The following is a 16,299-nucleotide window of genomic DNA, read 5'->3' as shown; positions in this document are numbered from 1 at the left end:
GCAAAGCCGACAAGCGTATTGGGCGAGAGCAGATAGTCGGCTCCAACCGCGGTGCCGGCGATGCTGCTCGTCGTGTTGTTGGAGCCGAGCGCCACGTTGCCGTCGGTGGATTGCGAACCGCCGAAGCCGGAAGCCCACACGTTCCAGCGCGGCCCCCACCCTTGCTGCCCCCACCCTTGGGAGGGGGACGCCTTGGTGAACATCGCGAACGCGTCGGTGCTTTTGCCGCTCGCCGCGTAAGCGTTCGTCTCCTCGGCAAAACCCAGCGCGCCGGACGAGCCATTGAAGCCGCCGCCGCGGCCCATGAACGGATCGGTCATCACGCCCATGAACTGGGTCATTGCATTGAACGTCGTCTGCTGCGCGCCCGTCGCGGTCTCGCCGGAAATCTGCGTCAGCGCATTTGAGAGCGAACCCCCGGAAAGCTGGAACAGATTGAAGAAGCCTGGCGGCAAGGTGCCACCGGAATTGAAGACGTTGTTTATCGTGTTCGCGATACTCTGCTGATTGGTGCCGAGGACCGCCACCGCCACCGAGGTCGGCGGTCAGGTTCAGGAAAGCGTCCGTGCTGGTATAGCTCAGGGTTTCCGTAAACCCCGGCGTCAGGCTCTGAACGCCAGCAAACGTCGTACCATTGAACCCTGCGGCGGCATGTAGGATATCGTAACTCTTCACGCCCTCAGCACCACCAATGACGGCGACCCGCACTGTGCCACCAGTCAGGAATACCGTTCCTGAACTAACATTGGTCTTGCTGGCGTTCGCGCCCGACACCTGCACCAGATAGATCGCGCCAGACTCGAAGGAAAGGCCGTTAAAGATAGTGAGTGTGCCGGTCGGATTCATAGCGCTGCCGGGCATAAGTGTCCCAAAGTTGTCGGTAAAGTTGGCGGCGCCAGTACCGGAGAGTGTACCCGCGGGATCGATGGCAACCTCGATGGAGTTTGTTATCGAACCATTAACCTCCAGCTTCCCGCCGTTCACGATGGTTAGGCCGGTATATTGGTTGTTACCCGTCAGCGTAAGCGTGCCCGCACCGACCTTGACCAGTGAACCGCCGAAACCGGCATTTTCGAGCACACCGGAAACGGTGGTGGAGAGATTGTTGCTGCCGACGGTGAGCTGATTGGAGAGCTTAAATATGCCAGCGCCCTCGATCGAGCCGGCGCTGAGCTTGCCATCATTATTCGGCCCGGCACTCAGGGAAAAATCGACGATGCCCCCTGCCAGATTGATCAGGCGCGCATTGCCGGCGTCACTGTTGTCGCCAAAATTGACCGAGCCACCATTGGTGATCGTGGCGCTGCCGGCCTTGCTGGCAAAAGTGAATGAGAGCAGGTTGTTGTTCGATATATTGGCGTTGCCGGCGGTGGCGTTATTGAGGAACTGGATGTTTCCGCTGTTCGAGATGGTAGAGTTACCGGCAGTGCTCCCCGACGTGAAGGTTATGTTGCCGCCGCTGTTGTTCGTGATGTTGGCGTTGCCGGCCGTGCTGAGGATGCCGAACGTGGTGAAACCGCCGCTGTTATCGATGATGGTGGCACTGCCGGCCGTGCTTCTGGACTGGAATTCAGTGACGCCGCCGCCGTTATTGATGATGGTGGCAGCGCCGGCGCTAGTCGTGTTAATGAAAAAAAGGTGGCCGCTGTTCTCGGTGGTGAAGCTGGCGCTGCCGCCGTTGACGAGAACGCCGGCACCCTCCAAAAACAAAGTAAAAAAATTGACAGAGAACGCGTAGTTCGACGCGGCTGGCGTGAACGTAAATCCGCCGATCTGGGTGTTGCTGGAAAAACCGATGCTGGTGCCATTGGATTGACCGAAAGTGGCGGTGCCGTTCGGCACGCTGCCCGGAGTCCAGTTCGTGGCGGTATTGAAGTCGGAACTTCCGGCCGCTATGGCTGGATTGCTGATCCAGGTCGCGTCCTGCGCGCCGGCGGACGATGTCCACGGCAAAACGATCAACAGACATAAGACGCCCGGCCCGGCCGACCGCCAGCCGCGTGCATGGCTACGTCGATCGCGTGACACTTGTCCCCTCGCCCCATCGCGGCAAGTTCGTGACAGGAACTTCAAATTCAAAGCCGCTACCCACCCCGGCTCGCTTCGGAGCGCAAGAGCGCTCCCAAGCTCGCCGACCTCGAGAGCGAGCTTCGCTCGCCTCGGACCCCACAAGGGGGAGGGAAAAGAAAGTCCGGCGCGTTCACCACGCGTAGCGCACCACGCCCTTGCCGGCGTAGCTTTGCGTGACATTGGAGAATTCGCCTTCGAACGTCGCAGCCGCCGACCATCCGTTTCTCCACTTCATCTCAACGGAGGCAGTGGTGAGCGCCGAGTCGGAAGCCTGCGCGGCGCCGTTGACGACGAAGCTTGCGCCGGGCAGCGCCTGGAAGGTCGCGGCGATCGAACGATCCGGATCGAAATCATGCGCCCAGGCCAAGCGCCCACGCAGCGTCAGAAGCCCATCGGCAAGCGCCCAGGATTTGTCGGTGCGGATGCCGATTTCGCTGCGCGGATCGGTCACGTTTCTGGCGCCAAAAGCCTGCGCAAAAGTGTTGGTGCCCACGATCGCCTGCTCGGCATAAGCCGGCAGGTTGAAGGTCACGAACTGCGCCGCCGCGTAAGGCGTGATGCCAACGCCGCCGGTGATGGGGGAAACGAAGCGATAGCCGCCTTCGAGCCGGCCGGAGAACGCATTGGCATTGAACTCGGCGCGCAACTGATCGAAGCCTGCCGCCGTGACGGTCCGGTTGGTGGTGATGTCCTGCCAGCCGTAGGCGAGCGCGGCGGAAATGTAGGCGGGACCCTGGTTGTGACGAATATAGGCGCCGGCCTGGAACAGATCCGAGCGTCCCGTGCCGCCATTTGCCACCGAAAAACTGGTGCCGCCGCCGCCGAGCGCGAAGCCGAGAAGCGTGTTCGGCGAGAGCAGATAGTCGGCGCCAACAGCGGTGCCGGCGATATTGCTCGTGGTGTTGTTGGTTCCCGCCGCCAAATTGCCGTCGGTCGATTGCGAACCACCAAAACCTGCGGCCCATACGCTCCAGCGCGGTTCATAGGGGGACGGCGCCTTGGCGAACATCGCAAACGCATCGGTCTTCTTGTTTGCAGCCGCGTAGCCGAGCGCGTCTTCCGCATAGCCGGATGACAATGCCGCGCTGCCAAAGCCGCCGCCCCGGCTCATGAAGGGATCGGTCATCACGCCCATGAACTGGCTCATGGCGTCGAAGGTCGTCTGCTGCGCACCAACAGCGGTCTCGCCGGAAATTTGCGTCAGCGCGTTAGCGAGCGAAGCGCCCGAGAGGCCAAACAGATTGAAAAAGCCTGGCGGCAATGTCCCGCCGGAATTGAAGAAATTGTTGATGCTGTTGGCGAGGTTTTGCTGATTGGCGTTCAATCCGCCACCGCCACCGAGGCTTGCCGTCAGGCTCAGGAAAACGTCGGTCGTGCTATAGCTCAACGAGGGCACAAATCCCGGCACGAGGCTTTGCACGCCGCTGAACGTCGTGTTGTTAAGGCCACCGGCCGCGTGCAGGATGTCATAGTTCGTGTTGGCTTGCGCGCTGCCGATGACACCCACGTTGACGGTGCCTCCGAGAAACCCACCTCCGGCGACATTGGTCTTGCCGGCATTGGCGCCCGAGACCTGCACCAGATAGATCGCACCGGAGGCTAACGAGAGGCTGCCTGTGACGGTCAAAACGCCGGTCGGGTTCGCGGCGTTGCCCGGCGCAAGCGTGCCGCCGCTTGCGATCTGGGTCGAAGCCGGATCGACGATGCCGGTGCCGCTCAACGTACCGCCCGCGTTGATAAACACCGCGCTGGCGGCGGCAATCGAGCCATCCACCTCCAGCGTGCCGCCGTTCACGGTCATTGCACCGAGAAACGTGTTGTTCCCCGTCAGCGTCAGCGTGCCGGTGCCGACCTTGGTCAACGTTTCGAACGTGCTGCTGCTGGTGATCACGCCGGAAACCGTGGTCGAGAGATTGTTGGTGCCGACCGTGAGCTGAGCGCCGCCGGTAATATCAAAAGTGCCTGCCCCCTCGATCGAGCCGACGGTGAGAATCGGCCCATTGGCGTTAATATGGAAAGTGCCACCAGCATTGTTGATCAGGCGCGCATTGCCGCCGGTGCTGGAGTCGGTGATTTCGACCATGCCGCTATTGATGATCGTGGCATTTGCAGCGGTGCTGTTGCTGGCGAATATCAGTTGGTTGCCGCTGTTGTTCGTGATGGTGGCGTTGCCGGCGCTGCTGGAATTGAAGAATTCGATGATGCCACCGCTGTTGTTGGTGATCCTGGCGTTGCCGGCGGTGCTGTTATTCTGGAACGCGGTTTCGGCATTCGTGTTGGTGATGGTGGCGTTGCCGGCGGTACTATTGTCGACGAAAAACGTGGCGCCAACGTTTGTATTGGTGATGGTGGCATTGCCGGCCGTGCTGTGGGCGAAGAAGAAGGCGGTGCCGTGGTTGTTGGTGATATTGGCGTTGCCAGCGGTGCTGGTGTCATTGCCTCCTGACCGACCGAACTGGGTTTGGCCACCGAGATTATTCGTGATGGTGGCGTTGCCGGCGGTGCTGGTATCGAAGAACCCAACCGTGTTGCTGTTGGTGATATTGGCGCTGCCGGCGGTACTGGTCGCGAAGAATGAGGTGTTACGAGTGTTGGTGAGCGTCGAACTTCCAGCACTGGTGCCGTCGAAGAATTGCAGGAAATCGTTGTTGACAATCGTGGAACCTCCGGCGGTCGCTGAGTTATGAAATGCCAGGGTATTATTATTGTTGATCGTGGCGGTGCCGGCCGTGCTCGCGTTGTCAAAGTTGACGATAAAGGCGTTGGTGAACGTGGCGCTGCCGCCATTGATGACGATGCCGGCGCCAACAAAGGTCAGATCATGCGCGGTGAAGAAGGTGTAGTTCGACGCCCCGGTGTTGAAGGTAAATCCGCTGAGGGTGGTCGAATTGGCCGAAAAGCTGATATTGGCGCCGTTGGTGGCGCCGAAGGTCGCCGTGCCGGTCTGGGGTGCTGCTGCCGGGCACAACGTTCGGCATCCAGTTCGCGTTGGCGTTGAAATCGAACTTGCCATCGGCGGGGTTGGTCGCGGTCGGCATGCCGACCCAGGTCGCGTCCTGCGCGAAAACCGGCGATGTCCCCGCCAAAGCCCCGATCAGACTGGCGGCGATTGCCGCCGCCCGCCACGCAGCGCCTCTCAATTTCCCAGCCACTTTCCCCAACGCCCCGTCGTCCAACCGCTCCCCGACCACCACCACGCAATCGCTGGATTCCCAGGTTGGATTCTCAAGACTCTATGACCGATATTTTGCTGGCCCGCCACAACATGATCTCAAACATGATCGTTGCGCGCTTGAAAGACGTTTCGGTGTTGCGCTTCAGTATCGGCGGTGAGGGTCGGTGGTTGAGATAACGGCGCTCGTGTCCCGGACGCGGCGCGGCGCGCATGCGCTGCGTCCGGGAAACGCGGGCAGATCGTAGGGTGGGCAAAGGCGCCTCTCGCGCCGTGCCCACCATCACATGCAATCGGTGGGCACGCTTGCGCCTTGCTGCGTTGAGCCTACCGCCGACCTGGCCGCTTTGCCCACCCTACAGACTGGATTGCTTTGCGGAGCCTGTCATCGGGCGCGCATTCGCGCGACCCGTTGGCTGGCAATGACGGGTGCCCTCGCGACAAACGCGAAACGCGTTTACGCGGAGATCATGCGCAATCAAAGAACTAAAGCCCGTAGGATGGGTTGAGCCCTTGCGAAACCCATCAACGCCATGGGCAGAGAAATGATGGGTATCGCTTCCGCCTTCGCTCATAAAGAGCTACGGCGGACGCGGACGCTCCACCCATCCTACGAACTGGGTCTGTCGCCGTGTTTGCTCAGTATTTGGCGACGATGGTGTTGCCGCCGGCGAAGTGATAATTGATCCCGACCTTGACCAGGCTGTCCGATACGGACTCGCGCATGATGCTGTTACCGGGAATTCCGGTGAACAGCAGATCCCGTCCGACATAGTCGATGTGGTCATATTCGAGTTTCGCGCTCCAGTTCGGGGCGAAGGCGTATTCGATGCCGCCGCCGAGCAAGACGCCGGTGAAGGTGCGGCTGGCATTCGCGAAATTGCCGGTGCTATCCATCGAGGAAAGCGCAAAGCCGCCCTGGGCGACACCGGCCTTGCCGTAGATGAGCGCACGATCCACCGCGATGCCGCCTCGCGCCGCGAGATCGGCGGTCCAGTGGTTACGGATAGCACTTTGCTGGAAAGAGCCCGCTTGCGCGAAATCGTCCTTGTCCTGCAACGAAGACCATGCCGCCTCGCCTTCGATGCCGAACACGATTTGCCCGCTCTGGTAGTTGCAGCCGGCCTGGCCACCGGCGAGCCCGCCGCCGCCATTGACGCCACCGGCGAACTCGCCATTCTGGACCCCGCCGCCCGCCTGTGCGCCAGCATAGCATCCGCTCCAATTATAGCTCGGAGCGAGGCGCGAGGCACTTGATAGCCAGGCTCGATCCGCACCCGTGAAGCGATAGTCCAGTCCGCCTTTCACCACATTGGCGGTGGCGGAATGGCTTACGACGGCGCTGGGCTGGGAGACCCCGTTAGAAGACTGAGTGAAGGTCAGATCCCGGCCGACATAATCGATGTGGTCGTATTCCAGCCTGGCGCTCCAGTTCGGCGCCAAGGCGTATTCGAGCCCGAGGCCGAGCAGGAGACCGCTCAAGGTGCCGCTGCCGACGGCGCTCACGCCTTGTATCGTCGAGTTGAACGCGAACCCGCCGCCCTCGGCCAGGCCAGCCTTGCCATAAATCAGCGCGCGATCGAGCGCGACACCGGCGCGCGCGGAGACGTCCGCGATCCAGCGGTTGCGGCTGGCAAATTCCTCCGAAAAGCCCATGAGCTTCAGGTGAGCATTGTTCGTCACTCCAGACCATGCCGCCTCGCCCTCAGCGCCGAGGACGATTTGACCGATCTGGTAGTTGCAGCCGATTTGACCACCGGCAAGGCCGCCGCCGCCGTTATTTTGTCCAGAAAAGGAATCCGTCTCGGTGCCGCCGCCGGCTTGCACGCCGCCATAGCATCCCGTCCAATTATAGCTGGCCAGCGGTGGCGCCTTGGTGATGGCTGATCCTGCTTGCCATTCGATGGCCGGCGCGACATCGGAACCCGCGAAGCGATAATTGATCGCGGCCTTCACCAGATTGGCGGAAGCCGATTGTTTATTGTCCCCTGTTCCATTCAACGGGTTCGAGTCGTCAAAAAGCAAACTGCGGCCGATATAGTCGATGTGGTCGTATTCGAGCCTGGCGCTCCAGTTCGGCGCGAAAGCGTATTCGAGACCGGCGCCGAAAACGACGCCCGTCAAGGCGCCGCTGGCGTTTGTAGAGTCGGAGATAAAGACGTTGACGCTAGCCTTGGAAAACGCAAAACCGCCCTGGGCGACGCCAACCTTGCCGTAAATGAGCGCGCGATCGATCGCGACGCCGGCACGCGCCGCGAGATCGGCGGTCCAGCGGTTGCGAGCGTTGGCTTCAACAGAAAGACCCGGAGATGATGAGTCGAAGCTATCCGTCAGGGCCGACCATGCCGCTTCCGCCTCGAGGCCAAGGACGATCTGGCCACTCTGGTAGTTGCAGCCGATCTGGCCGCCGGCGAGACCGCCCGCTCGGTTGGTCGTCGTAAGGGGGGTAATCTCGGTCCCGACGGCGCCTTGCAGGCCGAGATAACACCCGGTCCAGTTATACGCGGCCTGGGGTGCGCTACGTGCCTTGGTGGGCATGCTTGCCGGAAGTTCGGCGGCGCTCGCTGACCCGATTCCAAGAACGATGACCGAAACCGCGCCGGTTCCGAACGCCCGTTTTTTCATGTTGCCCCCGAAGCTCCGCAGGCCCGGCCGGCTCGCGAAGCAAAAACAACCCCCGGTTGGCTTACGTTATTCCGAGACGGCATACAACGTCTGGCTGCGCGATTGCCCCAGCCGATTTGAGTTGTATTGTGGCCAAAATGCACCAGCCGCGGGCGCTCGCAACGAGCCGCAGGATGGGTTGAAGCCGTTGCGAAACTCATCACCGCCGCGGGCAGAGAAGCGATGGGTATCGCTGACGCTCTACCCATCCTACGAACTGCTTCGCGGGCATCCACGTCTTGCTTTCGTAGTTTGGAAATAAAGACGTGGATGGCCGGGACGAAGCCCGGCCATGACGAAGAGGAGTCATTCCGGGGCGATGCGTCAGCATCGAACCCGGAATCCATTTCTCCTGACGCTCCGGCGGCACGATGGATTCCGGGCTCGCGCCTTCGGCGCGCCCCGGAATGACGGGTGCGCAACTGCCGAGTCCCGGACGCGATGCAGCCTGTAGGATGGGTTGAAGCCGTTGCGAAACCCATCAACGCCGCGGACAGAGAAGCGATGGGTATCGCTGCCGCTCTACCCATCCTTCGAACTGCTTCGCGGGCATCCACGTCTTGCTTTCGTAGTTTGGAAATAAAGACGTGGATGGCCGGGACGAAGCCCGGCCATGACGAAGAGGAGTCATTCCGGGGCGATGCGTTAGCATCGAACCCGGAATCCATTTCTCCTGACGCTCCGGCGGCACGATAGATTCCGGGCTCGCGCCTTCAGCGCGCCCCGGAATGACGGGTGCGCAACTGCCGAGTCCCGGACGCGATGCAGCCCGTAGGGTGGGTTGAAGCTGTTGCGAAACCCATCAACGCCGCGGGCAGAGAAGCGATGGGTATCGCTGACGCTCTACCCATCCTGCGAACTGCTTCGCGGGCATCCACGTCTTGCTTTCGTAGTTTGGAAATAAAGACGTGGATGGCCGGGACGAAGCCCGGCCATGACGAAGAGGAGTCATTCCGAGACGCGAGTAATGAGAGGTGTTAACCTCGCCCCGCTTGCGGGGAGAGGTCGGATTGCGCCAATGCGCAATCCGGGTGAGGGGGACTGGCGGCATGCGAGGTGCCGATAAATCCAGGAGCAACCGGGCTCGGCGTTTGCGGAAGAATGCAACGGACGCCGAAGGCGCGCTTTGGCGCAAACTTAGGTCACGGAGTCTCTGCGGATTCAAATTCGTACGGCAGGAGCCGATCGGACCTTATACGGTCGATTTCGTTTGCCGGGAGATACGCCTGATCGTCGAAGTGGATGGTGGGCAGCATGTGAACAGTCCACACGATGCCGTTCGAGACAGATGGCTAGCTAGTCGCAACTATCGCGTGATGCGGTTCTGGAACAATGATGTCCTGACAAATATTACGGGAGTGCTTGAGGCCATCGCCAACGCGCTTGCCGAAGCTCCCCCTCACCCGGATCGCGCTGGACGATGCTCCGCATCGCCAGGAGCGATCCGACCTCTCCCCGCACGCGGGGAGAGGTGAGTCTGGCAATTGCCCGGGGATGACTGTCGCGTCTCACCCCGCCGCAGCCGCCGGCACGTCGCGCTGGCGCTTCATCACGATCTTGTTGAGCGCACCGAGATACGCCTTGGCGGAAGCAACCAGCGTGTCGGGATCGGCTGCGCGTGCCGTCATCGATCTCCCCTCATGGGCGAGCCGCACCGACACCTCGGCCTGCGCGTCGGTGCCTTCGGTCACCGCGTGCACCTGGAACAGCTCCAGCGTTGCCTCGTGCGGCACCAGCGCCTTGATGCAGTTGAACACCGCATCAACCGGACCGTTGCCTTCGGCTTCCTCGATCTTGATCTGTCCGTCGACGTCGAGCTTCATGGTGGCGCGTTGCGGCCCGTGGGTGCCGGCGATCACCGTGAGCGAAACGAGCTTGATGCGGTCGTGAGCGGCTGCGATCTCCTCATCCAACAACGCCTCGATATCCTCGTCGTAGATGTCCTTCTTGCGGTCGGCGAGCGCCTTCATCCGCACGAAGGCGTCCTCGATCTGGTTTTGGCCGAGCTTGTAGCCCATCTCCTCGAGCTTGTGCACGAAGGCGTGGCGCCCGGAATGTTTTCCCAGCACCAGCGAGGACTGCTTCAGGCCGACCATCTCGGGGCGCATGATCTCGTAGGTCGCGGCATCCTTGAGCACGCCGTCCTGGTGGATGCCGCTTTCATGGGCGAACGCGTTGCGGCCGACGATCGCCTTGTTGTACTGCACCGGGAACGAGGTGGCCGCCGACACCAGTTTCGAGGCGCGCGTCAGCATCGTGGTGTCGATCTTGTTCCAGTACGGAAACTTGTCGTGGCGCACATTGATCGCCATCACGACTTCCTCGAGCGCGGCGTTGCCGGCGCGCTCGCCGATGCCGTTGACGGTGCATTCGATCTGCCGCGCGCCGCCGGCGATGCCGGCCAGCGAATTCGCCACCGCCATGCCGAGGTCGTTGTGGCAGTGGACCGAGAACACCGCCTTGTCCGAATTCGGCACCCGCTCGATCAGCGTGCGCATGAAGTGGGTGTATTCCTCGGGCACCGTGTAGCCGACGGTGTCGGGAATGTTCACCGTGGTGGCACCGGCCTTGATCACGGCCTCGACGATGCGGCAGAGGAAATCCATCTCGCTGCGCGTGCCGTCTTCGGCCGACCATTCGACGTCGTCGATATGGTTGCGGGCGCGGGTGACGTTGGCGATCGAGGTCTCGATCACCTGCTCCGGTGTCATGTTCAGTTTCACGCGCATATGCAGCGGCGAGGTCGCGAGCACGGTATGGACGCGGCCGCGGCGCGCGAATTTCACCGCTTCCGCGCAGCGGTCGATGTCCTTCGGATGCGCACGCGACAATCCTGCGATGACGGCGTTTTTGGACCGGCGGGCGATCTCGCTCACCGCCTGGAAATCGCCTTCGGAGGTGATAGGGAAGCCGGCCTCGATGACATCGACGCCCATGTCATCGAGCATCTCGGCGACCTCGAGCTTCTCCTCGAAAGTCATGGTGGCGCCGGGGCATTGCTCGCCGTCGCGCAGTGTGGTGTCGAAAATGATGACGCGGTCCTTCTCGGACTTGTTCACGGGGGCCATTTTAAAGGTTCCTCTAGGTAGTGCGCCGCTGCTCCTTAGGGCGCTGAAGGGGTTCTGTTGATCTCACGCAACCCCTGAGTGCCCAGGCTTAAAACCGCCCAGACGGCCCTCAGGGGCCGATAAGAAGCAGAAGCCCGCCGAGAAGGAGGGTGGGCAAGGTCGCGGCCGGAATCGAAGGATGAGGGGCGGCATGGGCCCCTTCCCGCAAAATTCCACGCGTTTCGCCGCGAATCATCATTGCCAGACCCTCGCGCATGATCCACCAAAGTGTAAGCGGTTTGGTGAAAAGATCATGCGCTCAATCAATAGTTTAGAGCGCGACCGGACGCAAAACCGGATTCCACTTTTGCTGGTCGCGCTCGTCAGGCGCATCCTGGGCCAAAACCGTTGACGGTTGGTTGCCTCGAGGTAAGCACTTCTCGCCGTCGTTCTAGACGAGAAACGCTTGCAGCCGCAACGGCAAAAGATGGTCAACCCGGCTGACCTAATTGGCTGCCGGTTTGGCCTCGGGAGAGGATTGTGACGCGACGCGAGTTCATCACGCTCCTCGGCAGCGCCGCGGCAATCCAACCGCTCGCCGCGCGCGCACAAAGCCGGCCGGAACGTGTCCTCTATTTCACATACTCGGCCGGCTATCGGCACGACGTCATACCGCTTTCTAGGGAAATCCTGACGCAGCTTGGAAAGAATTCCGGCGCGTTTGAAGTCATCGCCACCGAAGACTTGTCTGAATTTTCGCCCGCAAACCTCGAGCGCTATGCCGCCGTGATGTTCTACACAAGCGGTGAGATTCCGATGAGCGGCCTGCAAAAGATGGCGCTTCTCGACTTTGTGCGCTCGGGCCGCGGCTTCCTCGGCGTTCACTCGGCCACGGATACATTCTACACTTGGCCGGACTATCTCGATCTGATCGGCGGCTACTTCAATGGTCATCCCTGGCATCAGGCCGTGACGATCGAGGTAGCTGACGCTGCAGATCCGCTGGTGGCGTTTCTCGGGGGCTCGTTGCAGTTGAATGATGAAATCTACCAGATCAGCGACTTCGACTATCGTGGATCACGCGTGCTCCTGCGCCTCGACCCAAGCTCGGTGGACCTCGGCAAGGCCGGTGTGCACCAACGCTTCTATGGTTGGCCGCTCGCCTGGAAACGATTTTTCGGCGAGGGGCGAGTATTCTATTCGTCGCTCGGCCACGAGGCCTCAGTCTGGCAGGACCCGCGCTACCAGAGAATCCTCACCAACGCCATTCTCTGGTCCACGAGAAGATCGGCTTGATGCCGCCGCCCGCCTGGCCATGACGTTCAGGCGGTCCAACACCGGTTTCGGCTGGCCAGCCGAGCCGCAAGCCGATCCGGGATTTGCGGCGCTCGCTTGCGTCTTTGTCGTTGGAACCCTAAGCTATTCCATGGCTGAGGGATTTTTTATGCGCATCTGCTGGCGAGCGGTTGCTATCGTTGTTTCCCTTTCAATTACTTCCGTCGCCCTCAGGGCTCAGGAGATCGAGAGCGACGTGTTCGCCACCATGGCTGGCAAATGCAGCACGTTGAAGGTCGCCGAACGCGATTTCGCATGCACCTCTATCGCCTTTTCGCACAGCCCGGGAGGCCGATCTGCGTTCACCGTTCCCCTGAACGATCCGGACGATGAAAGTCACATCATCACGTTTTCGGGTGAGAGCGGGAATAGACAGCAGGATAACCGTTACGAGCTGCCGATAGACCGGGTGCTCCTGAAGTCCAAGGACAGTCCGAAGGCGGAGGGATTGCCGATCGCCTCCGTCGAGCCCTCATCCGGGAGATGCACGCAGATTGGAAATCTCGCGTTGCAACAGGTGTCCAGCGTGTCCTGCGCAGCCACCGACGAGAAAGGCAGGAATTATCAGCTTCAATTCGAGTCGGATGGCTCACCGATCAAGGTGAAGATTATCAGGGTAGTCGACCCGGAAACGGAGGAGCGAAGGACCAAGATCCTCGCCGCACATGTCGAACAGGTCAAATGCCGTCACATGGCCGATGCTCAGGGGGTCCTGCCCAGAGACCGCACGGAATTCATTCTACGATGCATGGAACAATAGAGGCCAACCCAAGCATTTCGGCGATGTTTCGCCATCTACACGAATTCGAATCTCGACCGGAACCATTCTCGTCAAGCCCCCTGATTGCAGCCGGTAGCCCGGGTGGCGCCTTTTGAGGTGAAGCATGCGATTATCGTTAGCTCTCTGGGCGCTGTTGGGCTTGGCGGTAGTTTTGCTGGCCGGCTATGGTCTCAATCGCGGAATTTTGGTCGGGTCAAGGATAGAGGCTGCTCGTCTGAGTGAGCAATACCCGGTGCCTTTCTACAAGAAGCATTGTCGTTATCTGTTCTTCACCGGCGTCCAACAGGTATGGACCAGTGCCGAATCGACCCGAGAAGACGCGGAAAAGAGTTCCTGTGCTCCATTGAAGAGCGAGGCCATCATCCGCCGGCACCACAGACCTTCCAATCCTTAGAGCCTTTTCGGTTCTGATTGAATCAGAACCGAGGCTCTAATCTTTTGTTTTGACGCGTTTTCTTCACGCGAACCGGTATCCACTTCGCTCGAAAACGCTATAGACCGGTCGGATTTACCCACCGCACGAGCGAGCAGCACCGATTTGCTGCGCTTTGTTGCCGGCTATCGGGCGCAGAGCCGACTGGTGGCAAGGGCCAACTCGAAAAAAGCGCTGCAGTTCGGCTTTACTGGGGTGAAAGCTCGCGCAACGCATTCTTGATTTCCTTCAAATCATTTAACGCTTTGCAATTCTTCAGAAGCGGACCCACTTCCTTGTCGCCTTGCACGTTGATGGCGCGCAACATCACCGCCACTGATTTTCGCGCTTCTTCTTCGAGTTCCAGTCTCTTTCCCGATTGCAATGGCTTGGCAATCGTCGATTCAACTTCCATCGTTGCGATCTGGGATTGAACGTAATTCTTTTTGGCTTCGGCATTGGAGGTCAGCGTTGAAAGACCCCCATACATCAGCGAGCATTCGGAAAAGCGGCGCACTATCTTTTCGCGCAGTTCGACGCCTTCCTTGCTTTCCTCTATGGAACGATTTATCGCCGCGGTCACGTCAATCACGGTCCATTTGCTGGTTCCGCCGGTCGATTGTGCGCTGGCCTGCGGCGAGATCAGCAACGCTGAGAGCACGCCAAAGGCGAACAGTAAGCTCATCCTGGAACTATCGGTTATCACTGGCTTCCCCAAATTTGCGAACAATTACGTATCGGATTCGATGTTGACCAAAACTTCTCCGGCGACGATTTCGGGGTCTCCAAGATTATGGTCAAGCAGGCTCGCTTGAACAAACTCCAGTACCTTGTTGTTCGCCGCATTGGCACTTTCGCGGTCCTCAAAGATCATTACGGCGATGCCGACGCCTCCGCCCCCATCCAGTACATAATACGATCTAAATCCGTCCGATTCCTTCAGGATTCGACCGATGCCGCTTTTGGCGCGGCGAGCAGCATCTGCAACCGAAGGAACCTTGCTGTACTTTCGAATGAACATGTACATGAGGCCACCATGCGTCCCGGTTCCAGTCCCACCGCATCAAAGTATATCCGGCCGCTGCGGGACTAGGCTACTTCCGAGATGGGTCCATTTACGATTCCGAGCCGGTTCATTCAGCCCTGCCCGCGCACATCGATGTCCGCCTGGATGTCCGCTTCGCTCAGCCAGCCTTACAAACCACGGCACTGCGAGCTCGAACTGGCGCTTGCTGCCTGATCGGAACGGCCTCGCGTCTTCGACGCCAGACCCTCAAAGCTCATTTCGCAGGCGGCACGAAAGAGAGGAGATCAGCCCTTGATCAACCTCAAGACGTCGCACGCACCGATCCGACCACATTCAACAAGTTGATCGGCTAACGCTAACGTCTTCTTGCGATTGGCTTCCAGTATCGCTTCAGCAATTTTGCAACCCTGACAGCGCACGGCCAGGGCGCCGCTTTGCTCTCGGTATAGCCGTGCACCTCCAATAGCTTCATGACTTCGAAGTTGTCTTTGAAGGTTGCAACCTCATTGCCGGGACATTCAAAGATCGCCTGTGCAATCCCACCGGCGCAGCGAACCGCGATTTGCTCCGCAAGCGTCAAGCGATCAGAACAGCCGATCTGTGTTTCGCCGCCTGAATCTCCGGCATCGATCCGCATAGCCCCTAGAGGCAACCCAAAGAACCACGCCACGATGGCGTGGCCGGCCTCGTGAACGGCAGCGGATCGCGAAAATTTCTGTTCGGTAACACCCATTCACTTGCGCCCGGTCAAGTGGATTGATCAGGAGTGTGAATTATTTCACAGATCCGGGTGTGAATTACTTCACACTTCAGACTTCTTTTTTTCCAGTGCCCACTGCTGAACCGACGCCGATATGTTGCGGTCTGCGTACATGCACTATTTGGCAGCAAACAAGGTGTCGACTCGAAACGAATAACCCACACCCAAAGTGTAGCTTGGCGAATTGTGGTTCAGGCCAAAGGCGACGTGGAAATCCACCTGTTGGTTGTGCGTGAAGCGGTACATGCCGCCAGAGTTCAGCAGGACAATGGGACCAGTTGCTTCGGGATAGTCCCCAACATACTCCGTGAACAGACTCAGCTTTTCAGTCATTTTCCTTTCGATGACAAAAGTGGTCTCTGTCACGCGCCTTGTAGTCAATTCGGTCGGGCGGAAGAATTCGGTGAACATGCCGCTCAACCCCCAGCCGTCGTGCAATTCCCATGACCACGGCAATTGCAGGTATGGCTGGGCACCACTGCCTGCTATTTGAGCATTGCCGCTTGGAAGAAAGATTCCCGCAGTCACCGACACATCGAATTTCCCGGGCACCGGGCTTATCTGCCATTTCACAGCAGGAGCCACATCCGTCCAACCCGAATTTCCTGGAGCCTTGATGTTGGCAAAATAAGTGGGGACGTCGACGAAAATCTCGAGGCACTGAGCAATCCCCAGCCGCCATCGGGTGTTTGTGCCGTCGATCTCCCGACCGCCGTCTCGCGAGTAAGTGTTGATGCCGTTTTCGCTTTGAAAGCTCCCGAAGGGCACGACCACACTCGAGTTCGTTACGTCCGGACGGTCTGTGGCGATTTCATCCTTCGGCGTCGGACAGTTTTCTCCCTCTGCGCGGGCGTGCCCCGCGATGATCGTCATGAACCCCGTGACAACAAGAGCACGAGAGACCCGACTACCTTCCCACAGCATGACAGACCACTACGCCAACTTACTGAGCCGCTTGCCGCGCTTCGCATATCTGATGTCGGCTGGACCATTTGGTTCCGGCATTTTCAACCGTCCCCCGCTGCAGCGGC

Annotated in this window: 11 protein-coding genes; 3 read left to right on the top strand and 8 right to left on the bottom strand. The window is 59.8% G+C overall.

All coding sequences use genetic code 11. The features are described from left to right. The 3 genes from VNX23_RS30180 to VNX23_RS30170 form a co-directional block, all read right to left on the bottom strand. Positions 1-1,962 (bottom strand): autotransporter-associated beta strand repeat-containing protein (locus VNX23_RS30180; protein WP_325635404.1); only part of this gene is annotated, 1,962 nt, incomplete at its 3' end. Between the two features lie 238 nt (positions 1,963-2,200). Continuing rightward, entirely contained in the window at positions 2,201-5,038 is a 2,838-nt protein-coding gene (locus VNX23_RS30175) for an autotransporter outer membrane beta-barrel domain-containing protein (RefSeq protein WP_325635402.1), read from the bottom strand. A gap of 843 nt (positions 5,039-5,881) precedes the next feature. After that, positions 5,882-7,867, bottom strand: coding sequence for an outer membrane protein (locus VNX23_RS30170; RefSeq protein ID WP_325635400.1), 1,986 nt, complete (start codon positions 7,865-7,867; stop codon positions 5,882-5,884). Between the two features lie 1,088 nt (positions 7,868-8,955). On the opposite strand from VNX23_RS30170, the gene VNX23_RS30165 reads away from it, so the two are divergent. Beyond that, entirely contained in the window at positions 8,956-9,381 is a 426-nt protein-coding gene (locus tag VNX23_RS30165; RefSeq protein ID WP_325635398.1) for an endonuclease domain-containing protein, read from the top strand. Positions 9,382-9,414: 33 nt separating this feature from the next. Here the strand turns inward: VNX23_RS30165 and VNX23_RS30160 are convergent, their stop codons facing one another. Then, positions 9,415-10,974 (bottom strand): 2-isopropylmalate synthase, encoded by a 1,560-nt coding sequence (locus VNX23_RS30160; RefSeq protein ID WP_325635396.1) that lies wholly within the window; start codon positions 10,972-10,974, stop codon positions 9,415-9,417. A 519-nt stretch (positions 10,975-11,493) separates the two neighbouring features. On the opposite strand from VNX23_RS30160, the gene VNX23_RS30155 reads away from it, so the two are divergent. Next, positions 11,494-12,249: a ThuA domain-containing protein gene (locus tag VNX23_RS30155; protein WP_325635394.1), complete on the top strand. Its 756-nt coding sequence runs from the start codon at positions 11,494-11,496 to the stop codon at positions 12,247-12,249. Positions 12,250-12,379: 130 nt separating this feature from the next. After that, positions 12,380-13,048, top strand: coding sequence for a hypothetical protein (locus tag VNX23_RS30150; protein WP_325635392.1), 669 nt, complete (start codon positions 12,380-12,382; stop codon positions 13,046-13,048). A gap of 641 nt (positions 13,049-13,689) precedes the next feature. On the opposite strand, the gene VNX23_RS30145 is transcribed toward VNX23_RS30150, so the two are convergent. The 4 genes from VNX23_RS30145 to VNX23_RS30130 all read right to left on the bottom strand — a co-directional run bounded on the left by VNX23_RS30145 (position 13,690) and on the right by VNX23_RS30130 (position 16,141). Further along, positions 13,690-14,211, bottom strand: coding sequence for a hypothetical protein (locus VNX23_RS30145; RefSeq protein WP_325635390.1), 522 nt, complete (start codon positions 14,209-14,211; stop codon positions 13,690-13,692). Then, positions 14,212-14,508 carry a hypothetical protein gene (locus tag VNX23_RS30140; RefSeq protein ID WP_325635389.1) on the bottom strand — a complete coding sequence of 99 codons (297 nt, stop codon included), beginning with the start codon at positions 14,506-14,508 and terminating at the stop codon, positions 14,212-14,214. A 355-nt stretch (positions 14,509-14,863) separates the two neighbouring features. Next, entirely contained in the window at positions 14,864-15,145 is a 282-nt protein-coding gene (locus VNX23_RS30135; RefSeq protein ID WP_325635388.1) for a hypothetical protein, read from the bottom strand. A 240-nt stretch (positions 15,146-15,385) separates the two neighbouring features. Further along, positions 15,386-16,141, bottom strand: a complete 756-nt coding sequence (locus VNX23_RS30130) for a transporter (protein WP_325635387.1) — start codon at positions 16,139-16,141, stop codon at positions 15,386-15,388. Positions 16,142-16,299 lie beyond the last annotated feature (158 nt).

It is taken from the genome of Bradyrhizobium sp. (assembly GCF_035570375.1).
Taxonomy (GTDB): Bacteria; Pseudomonadota; Alphaproteobacteria; order Rhizobiales; family Xanthobacteraceae; genus Bradyrhizobium.
This window is presented reverse-complemented; position numbering and strand designations above follow the sequence as displayed.